The organism is Hyphomonas sp. BRH_c22 (assembly GCF_000961795.1).
Taxonomy (GTDB): domain Bacteria; phylum Pseudomonadota; class Alphaproteobacteria; order Caulobacterales; family Hyphomonadaceae; genus Hyphomonas.
On the sequence record NZ_LADU01000018.1, the window covers coordinates 1 to 18501 of the forward strand.

Genomic DNA, 18501 nt, shown 5'->3' on the forward strand with positions numbered 1-18501 from the left:
GTCCTCGGCCCGGTGATGAGCGGTGATCTCTCCGCATCCCTCGAATTGCTGACCATCCCGCTGTCGGGAAAGGTTCCGGCCGTTCCGCGCGTCGGCTTCGGCATTGTCGACGTGCGCGATGTCGCGGCGGCCCAGGTGGCGGCCATGACCGTTCCAGGCGCGGCCGGCGAACGCTTCCTCGTCTCGCAGCCCTTCATGTGGTTCAGCGAAGTGGCCGACGTGCTGCGCGAAGCCTATCCGGCCTATGCCAAGAAAATCCCGAAAGGCACGATGCCGGATGTCATGCTGAAGCTGGCCGCCATGTTCAACCCTGTGCTCAAGCAGGTCATTCCCGAACTCGGGCGCGAACGCCAGGTGTCCAGCGAGAAGGCAAGGCGCCTGCTCGGCTGGCAGCCGCACACCGCCAGGGAAGCCATCATTGACGGCGCGCAAAGCCTGATGGATGCTGGCGTGGTCCAGCTGTCCAGGGGTCAGAAATCGTAGGCAATCCCCTTGCGTTCCCAGTCGCCGTAGCGGGTCGGTTCGATGGTTCTGGGGCCGCCGCGTTCGTCCTCCGGCAGGCGCGCGGCGTCGGCGTCCGCAGCGGCGCGCCTTGCATCGGCCTCTTCCAGCGCACGGCGCGCTTCAGGGCTCAATGCCTTGCGCCGCTCCGCCTCGCCGGCACTGCCATCAGGGGTGGGTGATTCCTGATCCATGTGACAACAGACTCCTCAATTCGTTAACGCTCACCATATACCTAGCAGTATTGTCCGACCAAAGGCCGCGCTGCCGTCATAGTGGAGTATAGACCCAATGGGGACCGCGAAAACCTTCGTACTGCTTGCCATGCTGACCGGCCTGTTCATGGCCATTGGTTACCTGATCGGCGGGGTTCCCGGCATGGCCATCGCGTTTACCGTCGCAGCCGCGATGAACGCGTTTTCCTACTGGAATGCCGACAAGATCGTCCTGAAGATGCAGGGCGCGCGCGAGCTGACGCCGGAAACCACCACGCCCATGCTGCGCACATTCGCCAATGACGTGGCGTCGCTGGCCGAACGCGCAGGCCTTCCCGCCCCCAAGATCTATATTATCGAAACGCCCCAGCCCAATGCCTTTGCCACCGGCCGCAACCCCCAGCACGCCGCCGTTGCGGCCACGACCGGCCTGCTCGGCATGCTGACCCGCGAGGAAGTGGCCGGCGTCATGGCCCACGAACTGGCCCACGTGCAGAATCGCGACACGCTGACCATGACCATCACGGCCACCATTGCCGGTGCCATCGGCATGCTCGCCAATTTTGCGCTCTTCTTCGGGCGTGAACGCACCGGCCTGATCGGTTCGCTTGCCATCATGATCATCGCGCCTATCGCCGCCGGTCTCGTCCAGATGGCAATCAGCCGGTCGCGTGAGTACGTCGCCGACGCCCGAGGCGCCGAAATCTGCGGCAACCCGCTCTGGCTTGCATCGGCCCTTGAAAAAATCGAGCGCGGCGCGCGCGCCTCCGTCAATGTCCAGGCCGAGCGCAACCCGGCCATGGCGCACATGTACATTTCCAACCCCCTGAATGGCCAGGGCGCCGACAACCTGTTCTCGACCCACCCGTCCACCACCAACCGGGTCGCCGTCCTGCGCAGAATGGCGGGTGAGCAGATGAGCACGCCCGCTGATCTGCCCGGCCCGGCCAGACGCGCTGCCGGACCGTGGGGTTGATCGCGTGAGCGGATCCGCCATTCGCCGCGCAGCTGCCGACCTGCTGACCCTGACAATCGACAGCCGCCGCACACTCGACGATGCGATGGATACAAGTCAGGTTTTCAACACGCTCGAAGGGCCTGATCGCGGCTTCGCGCGCGCCATCGCGAGCACGGCGCTGCGCCATCTGGGTCATGTCGATACGGCCCTTGCTCCCCTCCTCTCCCGCCCCCTCCCCGCCGTTACCGCACCCATCCGCGCCCTGCTCCGCACCGGCGTCACACAGCTCTGGCTGATGGATACGCCGCCCCATGCAGCCGTCGGCGAAACCGTCGAAGCCGCCAAGGCATGGCCGGAAGCCCGTTCCGGCGGCGCCTTCCTCAATGCCGTCCTACGCCGGGCCGACCGCGAACGCCCTGATTTTTCAGCCATGCCGATCCAGGCAATCTGGCCCGAATGGCTGCAGGCAGCCTTCACCGAAGCGCTTGGCAGCGAGGCGGCCGACGCGCTGGCCAAGGCCCAGCTCGCCGAGCCCGTGCTCTACCTCACGCCGAAATTCGACGCGGCAAGCGTCGCAGCCGAAACCGGGGGCGAGATTGTTCCGGGCGGCGCTGTGCGGGCGCCGGGCGGATCCGTTGAAGACATGGATGGCTTCGCCGCCGGTGACTGGTGGGTCCAGGATGTCGCCGCGATGATCCCGGCGCGCCTGCTCAACCCCCAGGCGGGCGAGACGATCATCGACCTATGTGCCGCGCCCGGTGGCAAGACGCTCCAGCTGGCCGCATCCGGCGCACATGTCACCGCCATTGACCGCTCTGCCGCGCGCCTGCGGCTGCTGCAGGAAAACCTGGGCCGCACCGGCCTCTCGGCGACCATTATTGCCGCCAATGTGGAGGAATGGCGCCCGCAAGCGCACGCCGCCAAAATCCTGCTGGACGCGCCATGTTCCGCGCTCGGCACGCTTCGCCGGCACCCTGAAGGGGCCTGGATCAAGCGCGACGCCGATGTGGCCCGCTTTCCCGCCGCGCAGGCCCGCCTGCTCGATTCCGCACTCGACATGCTTCAGCCCGGCGGAACGCTCGTTTACTGCGTCTGCACGCCCCTGCCGGCCGAAGGCGTGGACATTATCGACGCGGCGGTCGCCCGCAATATCGCGCAGCGGGTGCCGATTCTTCCGGATGACGTGCCGGGATTCGAACACACCATCACGGAAAAAGGCGATATGCTGACACTTCCCGGTGAAAAGGGTGACTACGACACGTTTTTCATCTCCCGCCTCAAAAAGCCCTGAAAACAGGCCGAAATGGCAAGCGGCGCGGAGTATCGGATCGTTAATCGGTGTTAGCCTTGTTGCAAATTACACACGGGCTGCCCGCGCAAAATACCGCACCGCCTTTGAAAAGCCGCCAACTTCCCCAGATTAATCAGTGCAGGTTCATCTGTCATTCAGCTGAAATCGCGCAAAACAGCGCTTATTCAATGTGCAAGGAGCACGATATGTCTTCAGTAATTTCCTCCCGCTCCGTTCCTGGCAAGGTCATGGCGGGGGCGCTTGCCGCTCTCACACTTGCCCTGGCGGGCTGCGCGAACAATCCCGGCGTCGGCACGACGAGCACCCAGTCCGTGGGCCAGGCTTCAACTGTCTACCAAGGCACCGTCACGTCCGTGCGCGCCGTTACCATCAAGCCTGACCGGTCGCTGATCGGCACGGCCACTGGCGCGGTTCTGGGCGGCCTCGCAGGCTCCGAACTCGGCGGCGGCGACAAGGCCCAGACTGCAGGCGCCATTGGTGGTGCCGTGATTGGCGGCGTTGCGGGCAATGCCGCAGGCAAGGGCCTCGGCACCAAGCAGGGCTATGCCTACATCGTTCGCTTCAACAATGGCGAAGTGAAGGAAATCATCCAGGGCGCCGACATCTACATCACGCCCGGTACGCAGGTTGACATCATTGCCGGCGCTGACGGCTGGAAACTGGTGCCACGCGGCGGATACTGATCTTCTGAGGCCTGTTTCCGGACAAAGGTTGAAATAATGGTCATCGGACAGCCGGCTGCCTTGTGCGGCCGGCTGTTCCCTTTTAGGGAATGATCATGACTCAGGTTCTCATTTCCCCCTCGATTCTATCAGCGGACTTTGCGTGCCTCGGTGACGAAATCCGCGCCATCGATGCTGCCGGCGCCGATATGATCCACGTTGATGTGATGGATGGCCATTTCGTGCCAAATCTCACATTTGGCCCGCCAATCATCGAAAAGCTGCGCCCCCACACGAAGAAACCCTTCGATGTTCACCTGATGATCGCGCCCGTCGATCCGTTCATCTCGGCGTTTGCGCAGGCCGGGGCAGATATCCTGACGGTGCATCCCGAAGCCGGTCCGCACATCCACCGGACGTTGCAGGCGATCCGGGCCGCCGGCATCCGCCCCGGCGTGGCGCTCAATCCCGGCACGCCTGCCTCTATCGTCGAACCCCTGCTCGATAATGTCGATCTGGTGCTGGTCATGTCGGTAAACCCCGGCTTTGGAGGCCAGAGTTTCATCGAAAGCCAGTTGCGCAAGGTTGAAGCGCTCCGGCACATGATTGACCAGACCGGCCGCGACATCATCCTCGAGATCGATGGCGGCCTGAATCCCGAAACAGCGCCGCGCGCCATCGCCGCCGGCGTGACTGCGATTGTTGCCGGTTCCGCCGTTTTCAAGGGTGGACCTTCCGCCTATGGTGACAATATCCGGGCGCTCAGGCCGAGCGTTCACGTATAGTAGGTTACAGAATGGTCCGTGCCGTGGGTGGTGGAGACAGCGAATTCCGGACTGACCGTACGCGTTCCAGCGCTGATGATGCCGCCCTTTGGCGCCGGTTTCGCGGCATTGCCGGCGAAGACGCCCGGATCGGCGCGCTGCAACGCCTGAAACTGACCGGGACAGCGCCTGAAGCCTTCGCCCACCATTTACCAGACATCATCCCGCCCGACACATGGCGCGGCGAAGCCCTGATGCGTGATGTATGGCGTATCGGCATGGAGCGCCTGACGCTGGAGCCTGCACAGGCCCCCTGGTCAGTCCCCCTGCCATCACGCCACTTTGCCGACCGGCTGCACCGGTTCGACTGGCTGCCTGATCTCGTCTCGCAGGGTGCGGCCGGCATCAAGCGGGCCAACGCCTATATCGATTCCTGGGTCGAAGCTTTTGGCGCGTTCAACGGCTTTGCCTGGCGCGCCGAGCCAACAGCCAACCGCCTCTGGAACTGGATGCGCTGCTCGGAACACATCTTCTCCAGCGACAGCTCCCCCGCACGGATGGAATGCCTGGTCCGGCAGTTGCGGTTCCTTTCCGAATCGCTGGACCAGACCACCGATCCCAGAACACGCTGGATCGGCTCCTGTGTGATGGTCGCCCGGTCCGTCTGCCTCGACGGGGCCCACCATCTGGATGACGCCCTGGCGCGCCTCGACGGGGAATGTACCGCGCAGATCCTTCCCGATGGCGGCCATGTCAGCCGCAGTCCGTCGCGCCTCTTGTCCGCGCTGCTGAACCTGCTCACCCTGCGGGAAGTTCTGCAGGAAGCCGGTCACAATGTGCCGGACTATTTCGGCAAGTGGATTCCGCGAATGGGTGCCATGCTGGCCTTCTTCCAGACAGAGGACGGCGCGCTGAACCCGTTCAATGACGGTGACGAGGGCCGACCGGAAACCGTGAATGCCGCGCTTGAGCGCCTCGATGCGCCGCCGCGCCGGTTCACGTTTGCGCCTAAATCGGGCTTCCAGAAGCTCCAGAAAGGCCCTGTGCGCCTCGTCCTTGATTGCGGGGAGGCCCCGCCCCGGCCCTTCGGCGATTTCGCCCATGCCGGGGCCCTCGGTTTCGAATTGTCGGACGGCCCGGCCCGGCTGGTAACCTCCTGCGGCTACAGCGCTGAGGTAAACCTGGACTGGCAGGCTGCCGTCCGCCGAACCGGCGCGCATTCAACCCTGGTTCTTGCCGGACGGGATTCGTCGAGCTTCGTGACGAATGACGAATCCCGGCTGCTCGCTGCGATTGGCCCGGAAGGCATCTCGGCCAAGCGGCTCGAGGAATCTGACGAAATATGGCTGGATGCACAGCATAGCGGCTATAAGGCGGCCTGTGGTCTGCTGCATCGGCGGCGCCTGTTCATGTCGGGCGACGGCACACGGCTGACCGGTGAGGATTCGCTGGTGCGCCCGATTTCCCAGCCATCCTCCGACGATACCAAGTTCATCAATTTCGAAATCCGCTTCCATCTCCACCCGACCGTCACGGCGATGATGGCCCGCGACGCCATCCGCCTGATCTGCGACAATGGCGCTGTGTGGCGGTTCAAGACCAGCCACGAAGGCACAAGGCTGGAACGCACCGTGTATCTTGCACGCGGCAGCGTGGAGCAGCCCGAACAGATTGTCATGGCGGGATACGCAGACCCCAATGGCGACGGCAACGAGCCCCCGAACTGTATCCGCTGGGCCTTTCTGAAGGAGGCGGCCGCTTGACTCCGCAACGCTCTGCCCGCCGCGCCATGTTCCTGACGCTGAGTTTCGATGCAGCCATGGCAGCAATCGCCATGATCGCGTCGTCCATTCTCATCTGGTCGTCGGATGCCATCACGGGACCCTATTCAATCAGCTCGGCCGTGCTCAGCACGTGCTTCTTCGTCCTGGCCGTTGTTCTGGGTTTCACGATCCGCGGCGTCCAGAAACAGGTCTGGCGCCATATGGGCTGGCCGGATGCGGTGATGATCGTGCAGGCCGTCGGCCTGTCTGGCCTGTTCTACCTGCCCGTCATGCTGTTGCTCAACGGTCGGCTGGTTGCACCCTGGGCGACCTTCCTCGTCGCGTCTCTCCTCTGGACAATCCTGCTGTTCGCCGGGCGCATGATTGCCCTGTCACGCTCGACACACATGCCGCTGCAGATATTCAACCCGGTGTCCCGCTCAGGACAGCCCGTCCTGCTTGTCGGCGATGCCGAAAACTGCGTGACCGTATTGCGGCGCCTGCAATCGTCGCCCCAGGGCAGCAAGGTGCGTGTCCTTGGTGTCGTTGAGATGCGCGGCGCAGATCCCGGCCGCGCCATTCGCGGCGTCCCCATCATGGGCTCCGTGGAAGAGCTCGGCAATGTGATCGACGTGCTGCGCGTCCGCTATGGCCAGACACCGTGGCTCGCCGTGACGGGCACCGCGCGCTCACGTGAAGGCATGCTGCAGGTCCTCGACATAGCCTCGACACATGGCGCCGAGATCATGGCGCTCGGCAGTGACGAGGCCGCGCAAATCCTCGAGCCCGTTCGTCCCGCCGACCTCCTCGCCCGTCCCGAACGCCACCTCGACATCGAACCCGTGCGGCAGATCATCGAGAAGGCCAATGTGCTTGTCACGGGCGGCGGCGGCACGATCGGCGCCGAACTCAGCCGGCAGGTTGCAGCGCTCAATCCGACCAACCTGACAATTCTCGATGCATCGGAATTGAACCTCTACGGCATTGACATGAGCCTCGGCGCATTCGCCCCAACCGTTGATGTAACCTCGCGCCTTGGCGACGTGCGCGACGTGGCGCGTCTGACCGACGTGTTCCAGCGCGCCCAGCCGGACCTCGTGATCCATGCCGCCGCCCTCAAGCACGTGCCCTTGATGGAGCACAATCTGTGCGAAGCGGTGCTCACGAACGTCGGCGGCGCCGTGAACTCGGCACGCGCAGCCGTCGCCGTCGGCGCCCGCCGGTTCGTATTCATCTCGACCGACAAGGCCGTTGACCCGGACAATGTGATGGGCGCGACCAAGCGTCTCGCCGAGATCGCCGTCAGCCGGATTGCCGCCGATTCCCGGATGTCCGCCTCGATGGTGCGCTTCGGCAACGTCCTGGGATCATCGGGCTCCGTGGTCCCGCTGTTCGAGCGGCAGATTGCCGCTGGCGGGCCGGTGACGCTGACGGATCCGGGCGTCACGCGTTACTTCATGACGGTGGAAGAAGCATCTTCCCTCGTGCTCCAGGCATCGGCGCTGCAGGCGCTTGAGGGCGCTGCGGACCTCTTCGTCCTCGATATGGGTGAACCGATCCGCATCCTGCATCTGGCCGAAACCATGATCCGCCTCAAGGGTCTCGTTCCCGGCGAAGACATCCAGATCGTGACGACAGGCTTGCGTGACGGCGAAAAAATGCACGAGGCGCTGACCTACGGCCACGAACAGGTCAGCCCGACATATGTCGATGGTGTCAACCGCGTCGCCTCCCTGAACGGCCATGGCGAACTGTTCGACAAGCAGCTTGCAGCGCTCCTGGAAGCTGCCAGCCGCCGCGACAGATCAGAGACTTTGAGACTGCTTGGCGTACTGGTACCGGAATATGGCGCCAATCGCGCTGTCAAGGCCCGGCGCCACAGCGCTTGACGCTCCTGCCTTTCGTGCTACCCCGCGCGTTGATTTCAGTCAGCCGCCAGAGGACGTCCCCCCATGACCGACACCGCAACCAGCGGAGCGCCCGTACGCATTCGCCGCGCCCTCCTGTCTGTCTCGGACAAGACCGGCCTTGCCGGCCAGGCCCGCAAGCTTGCCGCAATGGGTGTGGAACTCGTGTCCACGGGTGGAACCTCGAAATTGCTGAAAGAGGCCGGCCTTGCCGTGAAAGATGTCGCCGACCTGACGGGTTTCCCGGAAATGATGGATGGCCGCGTCAAGACGCTTCACCCCGCTGTCCATGGCGGCCTGCTCTACCTGCGTGACAATCCCGAACACGTGAAGGATGCCGAGACCCACGGAATCGGCGCCATCGACCTGATCTACGTCAACCTCTACCCGTTCGAAGCGACCGTTGCGGCTGGCGCTGATTTCGAGACCTGCATCGAGAATATCGACATTGGCGGCCCGGCCATGCTGCGTGCCGCCGCCAAGAACGGCGCCTTCGTCGCCGTCTGCACGGATGGCGGGGACGTCGATGCCGTGATCGCTGCAATGGAATCGTCCGAAGGCTCCGTGCCGGTTTCGCTCTGCCGCAAGCTCGCGGCAAAAACCTATGCCCGCACAGCCGCCTATGACGCCGCCATTTCAGGCTGGTATGCGCGCCAGCTGGGTGACACGGCGCCAGACTGGGCGGCCATGGGCGGGCGCCTGCAGGAAGCGCTGCGCTATGGCGAAAACCCGCACCAGAAAGCGGCCTTCTACGTCACCGGCGAAAAGCGACCCGGCGTCGCTACAGCCCGTCAGCTCCAGGGCAAGGCGCTCTCCTACAACAATATCAATGACACTGACGCGGCCTACGAACTGATTGGTGAGCTTGGCGCCGATACGCCGGCCGTCGCCATCATCAAGCACGCCAACCCCTGCGGCGTGGCACAGGGCAAGACGATCATCGACGCCTATCGTGCCGCCCTCGCCTGTGACCCCACATCGGCCTTTGGCGGCATCGTCGCGCTGAACCGCCCTCTGGACGGCGCCACGGCTGACGAAATCAGCCAGGTCTTTACCGAAGTCGTGATTGCCCCCGGCGCGGATGCAGACGCGGAGGCCATCTTCGCCAGGAAGAAAAATCTCCGCCTCCTGATTACCGAGGGGCTGCCGGATCCGGCCGCAGCAGGCCATTTCATCAAGACGGTGGCCGGTGGTTTCCTGATGCAGGACCGTGACTTCGGCCGCATCACGCGCGATGACCTGAAAGTGGTTACCCGCCGCACGCCGACGGAGGAGCAGCTCGATGACCTCCTGTTCGCCTGGCGCGTCGCCAAGCACGTCAAATCGAACACGATCGTCTACGCCCGGGACGGCGCAACGGTCGGCATCGGCGCAGGCCAGATGAGCCGGATCGACTCCGCGCGCATCGCCGCGCGCAAGGCCGAGGATGCTGCCGAACTGGCTGGCTGGGATGTGCCGAAGACCAAGGGCTGCGTTGCCGCGTCAGATGCCTTCTTCCCGTTCCCGGACGGCCTGCTTCAGGCCGCTTCAGCCGGGGCGACGGCGGTGATCCAGCCCGGCGGATCAATCCGCGACGACGAGGTGATCGCCGCCGCAGATGATGCCGGGCTCGCCATGGTCTTCACCGGCATGCGCCACTTCCGCCACTGACCGCGCTCAGATCGAGACGATGATCTTGCCAAAGTGCTTTTGCGACGCCTGATGCGCGAACGCATCGGCAATCCTGTCGAGCGGGAAGGTCTGGTCGAGGACGGGCTTGATATTGTTCGCCTCAATCGCGGCGATCATGTCTTCCTGATGCGCGGCAGACCCGACCGTGATGCCTGACAAGGTGATGTTCATCGAGAACAGGGCCGCTGTCGGCACTTCACCCGAAACGCCGGTCAGGACGCCGATCAGCGAGATATGCCCGCCCATCCGGGAGGCCGCAATCGACTGGGCAAGCGTACCGGGACCGCCAATCTCGACAACTTCATCAACGCCGCGTCCGCCGGTCAGCTGCTTGGCTTTCTTGCCCCATTCCGGCGTGTCCTTGTAATTGATCAGGTGGTCCGCGCCGAGTTCCTTCAGGCGCTTGAGCTTTTCATCGGACGACGAGGTCGCGATGACACGGGCGCCGGCAGCCTTGGCAAATTGCAGCGCAAAGATGGATACCCCGCCTGTGCCCTGTGTCAGCACCCAGTCGCCCGGCTTGATCCTGGCTTCCACCATCAGCGCACGCCAGGCCGTCAGGGCGGCGCAGGGCAGCGTTGCTGCTTCCTCGAACGAATAGCCCTCAGGCATGCGCGTGAAGGCCGTTTCCGGGGCGGCCACAAGCTCTGCCGCAAACCCGTCAGCCCCGTCGCCGGGTACGCTGGCAAAGCCGGACATTTGCGGACCGCCGGAATGCCAGTTCGGGAAGAACAGGCTGAGCACCTTGTCGCCCGGCTTGAACCGGCTGGCCCCTTCACCCACCGAGACCACCTCGCAGGCGCCATCCGACATCGGGATACGTCCATCGGGGGTCGGGATACCTCCCATCACCACCACGAAATCATGGTAGTTCAGGCTGCTCGCCTTGACGCGAACGAGGATTTCGCCGCGGCCGGGTTTCGGGTCGGCCCGGTCTTCAATGATCAGGTTTCCGGGTCCGCCGGGTTTCTTGACTGCAGCCACTTTCATAGGGGTATCCTCCTTGTTTCCTCCAGAGGTCGGGCGGCGACGCTAGGGAAGTCAAGCAGATCAGCCGGGTGACGCAGCAAGATCGACCGTATAGCAGAAACGGCCCGGCTCGGGCCGTGGCGCCGCCGAATTGATGTGCTCGGCGCCCAAACCGTAATAGGGAATGCCCGTGTCACCGCGCCCGGGCCGCGCAAAGACAGCGCAGATCTGGGCGTGCCGGTCATCGCCGGGGATAATCTCGAACGCTTCACCCGATATCGGATCGTCGCGCCAGCTCACATTGCGGCAACCCGGGGCGAGGCGCGCATCCGATCCCGCATCCTCAATGGCGGCGCGCACAGGCGACATGTCCTCTGGCAGCGTGCCGACACCGCGATTGTAGCAATTGAGCGCCATCGCCGTTTCAGCCAGCGCCTGCAGGCGCATGCTGTCCTGCTGTTCCTGGCGCGCCTTGGCCGGACCGCCAATGATAACGAGCCCTGCGGCGATGCTTGCAACGACGACCGTGACCAGGGCAATGGCCAGCCAGTCTCCGGCTTCACGCGGGGTCCACATCGCCCTTGTCTCCCTTCTCCGCATCGCTGATGAAATAGGTGAAGATTGCGCCGGCAATGACGGCCACGACGAGCGATTTCAGTACGAAGCGCGTCGTGAGGTCTCCGCCGAGGAAATTGTAGACGAGCGAGATGCCGTCCCCGACAAGCGTGCACCCGGCAATAACGAGGCTGATATAGGTCAGCCATTTGCGGATTCGCGAGCGCTGCAATTGCGGGTTCCGCTGCCGGGCACCGCGCAGGATGTAGCCGAGCCAGAGGAAGATCGGTGTCGCAACGAGGAGGCCGGATATGCCGCTGCGCACCTGGGCCTCAAGACGGAACACGCGATAGTCATCGTCAGCGGGCCGGTCGGGGAAACCATACTCGATCAGCGCAAACAGGAGCGATCCGAGGCTGAAGGACACGATCCCCAGCAGGATGAAAAAGAGGAGGTAGAAGAAGGCTTCGCGCGCCGAAAGATAGGGCTGCGGCCGCGGCACGGCCACCGGAAAGTCGACATCGGAATAGGTCTCCAGCGCCGAATCCACTTCGGCACGGCGCCAGCCTGCCTTTGTCAGCGCCTCAATGATCGCTGCGCGCGACTGCCCATGCTCCAGGCTGTCCTTGACGAATTCCACGAGTGTCTTGTCGGCCATCGCATCCTCACGCTCTTGGTTCGGCCCCGACCATAACCTGTTCGGCGCGTCCTCGCCAGACGATCAGATTCCGGCCCGTTTCAGCAGGCGCTCGAAACCGTCCCAGAATGCGGCGCGGCGCGCGTCTGTTTCCATCAGGATCTCGTGCAGCGCGCCATCCACCGTGACATGCTCGCAGTCGGGCAGCCGCGCGCAAACGGCCGCGTGCGATGCATTGTCGACCAGTTTTTCCTCGCCCGCCGATGCAACAAAGACCGGGATACTCACCCTGTTCAGGGCTTTCACCTTGCCGAAGGTCGCCACGATGTTCAGCGAGGCGCCGAGCCATCCCCAGGTGACGGGGCCAAGCTCCAGTTCCGGCGCGGCATCACACAGGTCACGCTGAATCTGCCAGCGGCGCCTGTCATGCGTCACAATATTGTTCTCGAAGGTTTCCGGCGGGCCGGGCTGTTGCGCATAATTGTCCGACCGGCCCGTTACGCGCATGGCCCAGACCAGGTAGCTCATGCCGAAGAATTTCGATTTCAATCCCCACATCGGCGCACAGAAAGCGGCGGCATCCACTTTCACCAGGCCCTGCGCAATGGCCGCCAGCGCGATTGCGCCGCCCATGGAGTGGGCCAGCGACACGTAAGGACGCGGCAACCGGTCATCGAGCTTTTCCAGCCCGTTCGCGAGCGCGCCCATGAATGTTTCGAACCGGTCGATATGCCCCTTCTTCGTGTCGTCGAGCAGACGGTCAGAACGCCCCTGGCCCGGCCAGTCGATGATCACCACGGCAAAGCCCATTGCCTGCAGTTCGCGCCCGACCTCGAAATACTTCTCGATGAACTCGGTGCGTCCGGGACATACAATCACGGTGCCGCGCGGATTGCTGTAGGTCAGCGCCGGTGCGATACAGGCCCGCAGGTCGCGTCCTTCGCTTCCCTTGAACCACACGATCTCGGCCCCGTCCGGCGCAGGATTGCCCGGCACGACGACAAAGTCGTCGCGATGGCTGTCTGGCGGGGGGGCAATCTTGTCTGTCATCGGAAAAAAGCCGCCCTCAGGTTTCCCCGGGGCGGCCCCTTCTGGACTGGAAAGCCGTCGCGGACTACGCGAACTTCTTCATCAGGCTCTGCAGCTGCATGGCGACCGACATGTCACCTTCAACTTTCAGCTTGCCCTGCATGAACGCCATGGTCGGATCCATCTGGCCGCCCGAGATTTTCTGGAAGTCATCCCAGTCAACCTTGATCGTGGCATCAGCGTCGCCGTCGGAATTGTCGACCTTGCCTGCTGCGCCATCAATGAAGAGCTTGCCGACGCTGCCGAAGTCAAACTTCACTTTTTTGGTGAAATCGCCGCCCGGCTGGACAGCGGACGAAGCCTTGGTTGTGAGTTCTGTGAGATCCATAACGGGTCCTCCTTGGAATGGGTCCTGAGGGGATAAAGCAGAGTGACCCCGGGGAACGCAAGTAAAGATTGAAGCCGGGCGGAATTGTTCAGCCCGGCCCCGTCACGAATCCGGCGCCTTGTCAGGCCTCGAAAATGGTTTCGAATCCGCCGAAGATCATGCGCTGTCCATCGAAGGGTACGTCGTCGGGCTGTCCCATCTCTTGGATTGCCGCCTGCATGCCCTTGTCACGGGCTTCTTTCGTCGGCCATGTGATCCATGAGAAGACGACTGTTTCATCGGGCTTCAGTTTCACCGCCATCGGGAATGAAGTCACCTTGCCGTCAGGCACGTCATCTCCCCAGTTTTCCACCACGCTCAAGGCACCATGTTTCCTGAACAATGCCGCCGCATCGCGCGCTATCTCCAGGTAGCGATCCTTCCGGGCGGTCGGCACGGCCAGCAGGAACCCGTCCACATAAGTCATATCAGTCTCCTTCTTTGCTAACCCGCAAAAGCGGCCTCAAGCGCCGCCACGTCAAATTTCACCATGCCCATCATGGCCTGCATCACGCGCTGCGACTGTTCCGGCGTGTTGGCCCCCATCAGCGCGTAGAACTGTTTCGGCACGACTTGCCAGCTGAGGCCGAACCGGTCGACAAGCCATCCGCACTGGATTTCCTTTCCGCCGTCGGTGAGCGCTGCCCAGAGACGGTCAACCTCTGCCTGGTCCTCGCACGTTACCGCGATCGAGAATGCCTCCGTATGCGGACGGCCGGGTCCGCCATTGATGGCGGTGAAGCGCACGCCAGCGAGGTCGAACGAGACGACAAACGCTGCCTCGCCCTGGCGCTGCACATCCACGATCCGCGAATCCGGGATCAGCGAGACATAGAATTCAGCCGCCTCTTCCGCCTCGCAGTCATACCAGAGGAAGGGGGTGATCTTGGGTGGAATGATCATGCCGTTCATCCTTTCATCGCCGCAATCAAGGCCTCGCTCGTGCGCGGCGCGTTCTCGCCCGGCGTCGCGACGGACCAGTGATGCCCGAACGGGTCGGCGACAATGCCATAACGGTCGCCCCAGAACTGGTCCGCTACCGGCTTGAACAATGTTGCGCCTGCTTTCACGGCCCTGTCCACGAAGGCGTCCACGTCCGGCACGATCAGGTGGATCGTTACCGGCGTGCCGCCCAGCCGGTTCGGGCCGCGTACATCATGCTCGAGCATTTCATCGACCAGCATGACCATGCCGCCATTGATGCTGAGCGAGGCATGCATCAGCCGCCCGTCAGGTCCGGGCAGGCGGATCATCTCCACCGCCCCGAAGGCATTCTTGTAGAACTCGATGGCATCACTCGCGCCATCGCACACGAGATGCGGAATCACATTGTGCGCGGCATTGAAATCATCAGCTGGTTCCGGGCTTGCCATTGTGTGTCTCCTTCTTGGCAGGTTTGGCGTATTGATTTCAGGCTTTCGCGACGAGGCTCTGCGCGAGCTCTTCCAGCTGGTCGGCCGCCTTGCCCCAGCCTTCATGGAAGCCCATCTCCTCGTGCAGTGTTTTGTCTTCGGCATTCCAGTGCCGGGCGACTGCGCGGTAATGCGTCGTCCCGTCGCCCATATCCCTGAACGTGATGATCGTGGTCAGGAACGGCTTTCCGGATGGCATCCAGTTGCCGATAAAGGCATCCGTGCCGACGATCCGCTTGCCAGGCACAATTTCCACATACTGCCCGCGCACATGGTTCACCTCGCCATCCGGACCTTCTATCCGGTGATAGCTCGCCCCGCCGGGACGCAGGTCCAGCTTCGCCTCTGTCACCTTCCACGGCTTCGGGCAGAACCACTGGCAGACAAGTTCCGGCTCGGTATAGCAGCGATAAAGCACGTCCGCTGGTGCGGCGATGGTCCGCTCAAGGACGAGGTCGAATTCATGCGGGGTTTCGGGGGCGGTTGGATCAGGCATTCTTTACTCCATGGCTTGAGGCTTCAAATTGAACAGCATCCGCACATAGCGGATGAGATGGTCTGCGCTGTCGCGGGCGGCGCGCGCACCATTGTCGGCCTTGGCGAGGATGAAGGCGCCCTGCAGCACGGCCTGCGTGTGCAGGGCGAGACTTTCCGACGTCCAGTCCCCTGCCACGCCATGGCGCTCGCGCGCCGCCTCGATATCGTCAACCAGAGTCAGCGCATGGCCCCAGATCGAATCGTGGCAGGCCTCGCGCAGTGCCGGCAGGCTGTCATAGGATTCCTGCACCATGGTCCCGACAAGGCAGGTGAACTCGGCAATCGGCCCGTCCAGCATGTCGCGCCGGAATTCCAGATAGCCAAGGAAGCGGTCGAGCGGGTCTTCGTGCGCCATGTAGGGCCCCGAGCCGAAAAGCTCATTCGCATGCAGCTTCCAGGCCTCGGCCGCCGCAATGCCAAGATCCGTCTTGGTCGGGAAGTGATGGAAGAAAGCGCCCTTGGTGACGCCCGCCTCCCGGCAGAGATCATCCACCGAGGTCGCATTGAAGCCCTTCTCGCGCACCACTTTCACGGCGGCGCCAATCAGCTTGTCTTTCGCAGGGGCTTGCCGTGTGGCCATGCAGTCTGTCTCCTTGCGGCTTCACATACCAACCAGTCGGTATGTTTGTCAAGCGGGACCCCGGCTGCCCTCGCGGCACGCCAGCCGCGCGTTCCGGAAAGGCTTGACCAAGGGGGGCGCGAGCGCCGAATGATGGAGGCATGAGTTGGGAAAAATCGATTGAGGAACTCCGCCGGCGCGAGCGCCTGTCGGAAAGGATGGGCGGCGACGAGCCGGTCGAACGCCAGCGCGGGCGCGGCAAGCTGACGGTGCGCGAGCGCGTCGCCTTCCTTGTCGATCCCGGCAGTTTCCACGAAATCGGCAAGATTGCCGGCAAGGCCACCTACGGCCCGGACGACGAGCTGGCGGCTTTCACCCCCTCCACCTCCGTCACCGGCCGCGCGACGCTGGACGGCAAGCCCGCCGTCATCCTAGCCGATGACTTCACCGTGCGCGGCGGCGCCTCGGACGCGTCGATCTGGCAGAAAATGGTCCAGATGATCCGCATGGCCACCGAATACCGTATGCCGCTCGTCCAGATGATCGATGGCACCGGCGGTGGCGGCTCGGTCAAATCGCTGGAAAAGGACCCGCGCACCTACATTCCCGAAACACCCGGCTGGAACGAGATCGTCCACGGTATGACGCAGGTACCCTTCGTCTCGCTCGCCCTCGGCCCCTGCGCCGGCATGGGCGCGGGCCGTGTCGCCGCCAGCCATTTCTCGGTCATGGTCAAGGAACTCTCCCAGGTCTTCGTTGCCGGCCCGCCCGTCGCCATCGCGCTCGGCGAGAACGTCACCAAGGAAGAACTCGGCGGCTGGAAGATCCAGGGCCAGAACGGCACGGTCGACAATGTGGTCGATACAGAAGCCGATGCCTTCGAGGCCGCCCGCCGCTTCCTCTCCTACCTGCCGCCCTCGGTCCACCACCTGCCCGAGCGCACAGCCCCCCGCGACGACCCCAGGCGCAAGGAAGACTTCCTCCTCTCCATCGTGCCCACCGATGGCAAGACGCCCTACAAGCCACGCAAGATCATTGAGGCCACGGTCGACCGGCACAGTTTCTTCGAGATCGGCCATGACTGGGGCCGCGGCATGGTCTGCGGCCTCGCCCGCATCGACGGCCACGCGGTCGGCATTCTCGCAGGCGACCCCTTCTTCCTCGACGGGGCCTGGACCGCCGATGTCTGCGACAAGGTCACGAGGCACATGGACCTCTGCTCCATGTTCCACCTGCCCGTCGTGCACTTTGTCGATTGCCCCGGCTTCGCCGTCGGCGTGAAGGCGGAAACCGCCGGTGTCACCCGCGCCGGCGTGCGCGCCATGACCGCCATCTATCAGGCCAGTGTGCCCGTCTGTTCCGTCGTCATCCGCAAGGCCTATGGCCTTGCCGGGTCGGCCATGATGAACCAGTCAAAGACCAAGTGGCGCTATTGCTGGCCCAGCGGCGACTGGGGCAGCCTGCCCATGGCCGGCGGCATTGAGGCCGCCTTCCGCAAGGAATTGTCGGAAGCTGAAAATCCCGAAGAGCTGAAAGCCGCGCTTTATAAAAAGTTCGAAGCCATCCGCTCGCCCTTCCGCACCGCCGAGAGCTTCCTCGCCGAGGAAATCATCGATCCCCGGGACACTCGCCCCCTCCTCGTCGACTTCATCCACCACGCCGCCCGCATCATGGAACCCGGCGAATACCGCCACGGCTACCGGCCCTAGCCTCAAAGCCCCCTCCCCTAGCGCTCCGGCGTTTCCCATTCCGCTGGCGGCACGTTCCGGCGGCGCAGGCGCAGCGCCAGTCCGACCGAGACGCCAACCCCGATCGCAACCGTCAGATCCGCCACAACGGTCAGCACCAGCGTCAGCAGGAGGAGCAACCGGTCAGCCATCGGCGCAGCGAGATAGCCCTTCCATTTGTGCGGCTCGCTCATGTTCCAGGCCGTCAGGATCAGGAGGCCCGCCAGCGCCGGCATGGCGAGATAGCCCGCCATCGGCGCGGCCACCAGCATGGCCAGCAGGATGACCAGCGCGTGGACAATCCCTGCAACCGGCGTCTTTCCCCCGGCGCGCACATTTGTGGCCGTGCGCGCGATGGCGCCCGTGGCAGGCAGGCCGCCAAACAGGGACGAGCCGATATTGGCAAAGCCCTGCGCAAGAACTTCGGCATTCGGGCGGTGACGGCCGCCGGTCATCTTGTCTGCCACCATGGCCGACAAGAGCGATTCCACGCCCGCCAGGAAGGCAATGACGAAAGCCGACGGCAGCAATTCCAGCACGCGATCCAGCGAAATCGCGGGAATCGACGGCATCGGCAAATGGCTTGGCAGTGCGCCGAAACGCGACCCGATGGACTCCACCGGCAAGGCCATCACCATCGCCGCGGCCGAGGTCAGGCCCACCGCCACGATCAGGCCGGGCGCGCGCGGCGCCAGGCGGCGGAGCAGCACGATCAGTGCAATCGTGACGAGCCCGATCGCCAGCGCCGGATAGCTCGCCGTCGCGCGCGCCTCCCACAGGGCTGGCAGTTTTTCGAGAAAATCGGCGGGCAAGGCCTCCACCGAGAGACCGAAGAGGTCTTTCAACTGACTGGTCGCAATGATCACGGCGATGCCGATCGTGAAACCGTTCACCAC

20 protein-coding genes and 1 pseudogene are annotated in these 18501 nt (G+C 63.7%); 9 read left to right on the top strand and 12 right to left on the bottom strand.

Annotated features, from left to right (window positions below; all coding sequences use genetic code 11):
- A pseudogene (locus VR74_RS02545) lies at window positions 1–483 on the top strand (aldehyde reductase); the annotation flags it as partial.
- Here VR74_RS02545 and VR74_RS02550 read toward each other — a convergent pair.
- Complete coding sequence (locus VR74_RS02550) at window positions 471–695, bottom strand: DUF1674 domain-containing protein (RefSeq protein WP_045694148.1); 225 nt, start codon at window positions 693–695, stop codon at window positions 471–473. The pseudogene VR74_RS02545 and the gene VR74_RS02550 overlap by 13 nt on opposite strands.
- 97 nt (window positions 696–792) lie before the next feature.
- Between VR74_RS02550 and htpX the strand changes: the two genes are divergently transcribed.
- From htpX to purH, 7 genes are all read left to right on the top strand, one after another.
- The gene (htpX, locus tag VR74_RS02555; protein ID WP_045694149.1) at window positions 793–1692 is read left to right on the top strand and encodes a zinc metalloprotease HtpX; all 900 of its coding nucleotides are present in this window, start codon (window positions 793–795) and stop codon (window positions 1690–1692) included.
- Window positions 1693–1696: 4 nt separating this feature from the next.
- The gene (locus tag VR74_RS02560; protein WP_045694151.1) at window positions 1697–2965 is read left to right on the top strand and encodes an RsmB/NOP family class I SAM-dependent RNA methyltransferase; all 1269 of its coding nucleotides are present in this window, start codon (window positions 1697–1699) and stop codon (window positions 2963–2965) included.
- A 206-nt stretch (window positions 2966–3171) separates the two neighbouring features.
- Entirely contained in the window at window positions 3172–3669 is a 498-nt protein-coding gene (locus VR74_RS02565; RefSeq protein ID WP_045694179.1) for a glycine zipper 2TM domain-containing protein, read from the top strand.
- Between the two features lie 95 nt (window positions 3670–3764).
- Entirely contained in the window at window positions 3765–4433 is a 669-nt protein-coding gene (gene rpe, locus VR74_RS02570) for a ribulose-phosphate 3-epimerase (protein WP_045694181.1), read from the top strand.
- Between the two features lie 11 nt (window positions 4434–4444).
- Window positions 4445–6175 (top strand): heparinase II/III family protein, encoded by a 1731-nt coding sequence (locus VR74_RS02575; RefSeq protein ID WP_045694153.1) that lies wholly within the window; start codon window positions 4445–4447, stop codon window positions 6173–6175.
- A complete protein-coding gene (locus VR74_RS02580; protein WP_299949421.1) occupies window positions 6172–8064 on the top strand; it encodes a polysaccharide biosynthesis protein in 1893 nt (630 codons plus the stop codon). The genes VR74_RS02575 and VR74_RS02580 overlap by 4 nt, the downstream gene beginning before the upstream one ends.
- A 63-nt stretch (window positions 8065–8127) precedes the next feature.
- Complete coding sequence (gene purH / locus VR74_RS02585) at window positions 8128–9732, top strand: bifunctional phosphoribosylaminoimidazolecarboxamide formyltransferase/IMP cyclohydrolase (RefSeq protein WP_045694157.1); 1605 nt, start codon at window positions 8128–8130, stop codon at window positions 9730–9732.
- Window positions 9733–9738: 6 nt separating this feature from the next.
- On the opposite strand, the gene VR74_RS02590 is transcribed toward purH, so the two are convergent.
- From VR74_RS02590 to VR74_RS02635, 10 genes are all read right to left on the bottom strand, one after another.
- Complete coding sequence (locus tag VR74_RS02590) at window positions 9739–10743, bottom strand: NAD(P)-dependent alcohol dehydrogenase (RefSeq protein WP_045694159.1); 1005 nt, start codon at window positions 10741–10743, stop codon at window positions 9739–9741.
- Between the two features lie 60 nt (window positions 10744–10803).
- Window positions 10804–11298: a hypothetical protein gene (locus tag VR74_RS02595; RefSeq protein ID WP_045694161.1), complete on the bottom strand. Its 495-nt coding sequence runs from the start codon at window positions 11296–11298 to the stop codon at window positions 10804–10806.
- The gene (locus tag VR74_RS02600; protein ID WP_045694163.1) at window positions 11282–11935 is read right to left on the bottom strand and encodes a DUF5671 domain-containing protein; all 654 of its coding nucleotides are present in this window, start codon (window positions 11933–11935) and stop codon (window positions 11282–11284) included. Before VR74_RS02600 ends, VR74_RS02595 begins: the two co-directional genes overlap by 17 nt.
- A gap of 63 nt (window positions 11936–11998) precedes the next feature.
- Window positions 11999–12964: an alpha/beta hydrolase gene (locus tag VR74_RS02605; RefSeq protein WP_045694165.1), complete on the bottom strand. Its 966-nt coding sequence runs from the start codon at window positions 12962–12964 to the stop codon at window positions 11999–12001.
- A gap of 64 nt (window positions 12965–13028) precedes the next feature.
- The gene (locus VR74_RS02610) at window positions 13029–13331 is read right to left on the bottom strand and encodes an SCP2 sterol-binding domain-containing protein (protein ID WP_045694167.1); all 303 of its coding nucleotides are present in this window, start codon (window positions 13329–13331) and stop codon (window positions 13029–13031) included.
- 121 nt (window positions 13332–13452) lie between these two features.
- A complete protein-coding gene (locus VR74_RS02615) occupies window positions 13453–13797 on the bottom strand; it encodes a DUF1428 domain-containing protein (protein ID WP_045694169.1) in 345 nt (114 codons plus the stop codon).
- Between the two features lie 17 nt (window positions 13798–13814).
- Window positions 13815–14273, bottom strand: a complete 459-nt coding sequence (locus VR74_RS02620) for a VOC family protein (protein WP_299949424.1) — start codon at window positions 14271–14273, stop codon at window positions 13815–13817.
- Between the two features lie 5 nt (window positions 14274–14278).
- A complete protein-coding gene (locus VR74_RS02625; RefSeq protein WP_045694170.1) occupies window positions 14279–14743 on the bottom strand; it encodes a VOC family protein in 465 nt (154 codons plus the stop codon).
- A 37-nt stretch (window positions 14744–14780) separates the two neighbouring features.
- Window positions 14781–15278, bottom strand: coding sequence for an SRPBCC family protein (locus VR74_RS02630; RefSeq protein ID WP_045694172.1), 498 nt, complete (start codon window positions 15276–15278; stop codon window positions 14781–14783).
- A gap of 3 nt (window positions 15279–15281) precedes the next feature.
- A complete protein-coding gene (locus tag VR74_RS02635; RefSeq protein ID WP_045694174.1) occupies window positions 15282–15899 on the bottom strand; it encodes a TetR/AcrR family transcriptional regulator in 618 nt (205 codons plus the stop codon).
- Window positions 15900–16039: 140 nt separating this feature from the next.
- On the opposite strand from VR74_RS02635, the gene VR74_RS02640 reads away from it, so the two are divergent.
- Complete coding sequence (locus VR74_RS02640) at window positions 16040–17587, top strand: carboxyl transferase domain-containing protein (protein WP_045694176.1); 1548 nt, start codon at window positions 16040–16042, stop codon at window positions 17585–17587.
- Window positions 17588–17604: 17 nt separating this feature from the next.
- Here VR74_RS02640 and VR74_RS02645 read toward each other — a convergent pair.
- Window positions 17605–18501: SulP family inorganic anion transporter (locus tag VR74_RS02645; protein ID WP_045694177.1), on the bottom strand; the 897-nt coding region annotated here is incomplete at its 5' end.